Origin of the sequence: Vibrio sp. Vb0598 (assembly GCF_033338935.1) — a bacterium.
Classification (GTDB): Bacteria; Pseudomonadota; Gammaproteobacteria; order Enterobacterales; family Vibrionaceae; genus Vibrio; species Vibrio alginolyticus.
This window is the reverse complement of record NZ_JAWOTP010000174.1, coordinates 1-1,247: the sequence shown is the minus strand read 5'-3', so window position 1 is coordinate 1,247 and position 1,247 is coordinate 1. Positions and strand designations below refer to the sequence as shown.

Sequence of the window (1,247 nt, the reverse complement as noted above, 5' to 3'; positions counted from 1 at the left end):
CGTGAATTAGCGGAATACGGAATTGAGATTGTCGAAGTTGTCAATACTTCGGCGCACATTAAAGATGGTAATGAAAACTATCTTAGAGCGAAAGTTTCTCACGGCAAACATAACCTAAAGGTTTAATCCTAAAGAGAAAACTGTCAATTATGAATGTTAAAAGCCTCACAGTGATGAGGCTTTTTTTGTATCTGGAGTTGCAAATAAATTGTAAATTTGTATTATCTCGTGACTAAAAGTGCAAATAAGAATAATTAGCACTACGAATATAACAAATGAATTGCTCAACAAGGATGCTTCAGATGAATGCAAAAACAGTATTAGTCCAATCTATTGCTGCTTCACTCCTCATTGCCAGTGGTACTACCGTTGCTGCTCAAGTAACAAAACAACAAGTTGTTGAACATTATGCAGATGTGGCTCACGCCGTATTTGCTGACTCACTGACGACGGCAAAAACGTTGGAAGTGAAAATCGATGAATTTTTAAAAGCACCATCTGAGGCAAAGCTTGAAGACGTTAAGCAAGCTTGGCTAGAGTCCCGCGTGCCATACCAACAGTCTGAAGTTTTCCGTTTTGGCAACGCAGTAGTCGACGATTGGGAAGGTCAACTTAATGCCTGGCCACTTGACGAAGGTCTTATCGATTATGTAGCTGCTGACTACCAATATGAGCTTGGTAACGAAGGTGCTGCGGCAAATATCATTGCCAACACAAGCCTAACGATCGGCCCGTCTAAGCTTGACGTGGCAAAAATTACTCCAGAATTACTTGCTAGTTTGAACGAAGTAGGTGGCTCAGAAGCAAACGTAGCAACGGGCTATCATGCGATCGAATTCCTTCTATGGGGACAAGATCTGAACGGCACAAATGCAGGTGCAGGTAAGCGTGCTTACACGGACTTTGTTGTTGGTTCTGGTTGTACAAATGGTCACTGCGATCGTCGCGGTGAGTACTTAAAAGCCGCGGCCGATCTACTGGTTCAAGATCTTGAATGGATGGAAAAACAGTGGTCTGCTGATCAAAAAGGCAACTACCGTCAAGAGCTACTAACAGGTTCTGCAGAGAATGGTCTACGTAAAATGCTGTTTGGTATGGGCTCTTTGTCTTTGGGTGAGTTAGCTGGTGAGCGTATGAAAGTTGCGCTAGAAGCGAACTCTACGGAAGACGAGCACGATTGCTTCTCGGATAACACGCACAACTCGCATTACTACAACGAGCAAGGTATCTACAACGTTTACACAGGT

The 1,247-nt window shown here is 43.2% G+C and carries 1 protein-coding gene and 1 pseudogene; both read left to right on the top strand.

The window, feature by feature from the left end:
- A pseudogene (locus R7Q38_RS23845) lies at positions 1-126 on the top strand (GTP cyclohydrolase); the annotation flags it as partial.
- Positions 127-302: 176 nt separating this feature from the next.
- Positions 303-1,247, top strand: a 945-nt coding sequence (locus tag R7Q38_RS23840) for an imelysin family protein (RefSeq protein ID WP_318114530.1), incomplete at its 3' end; no start/stop codon positions are given.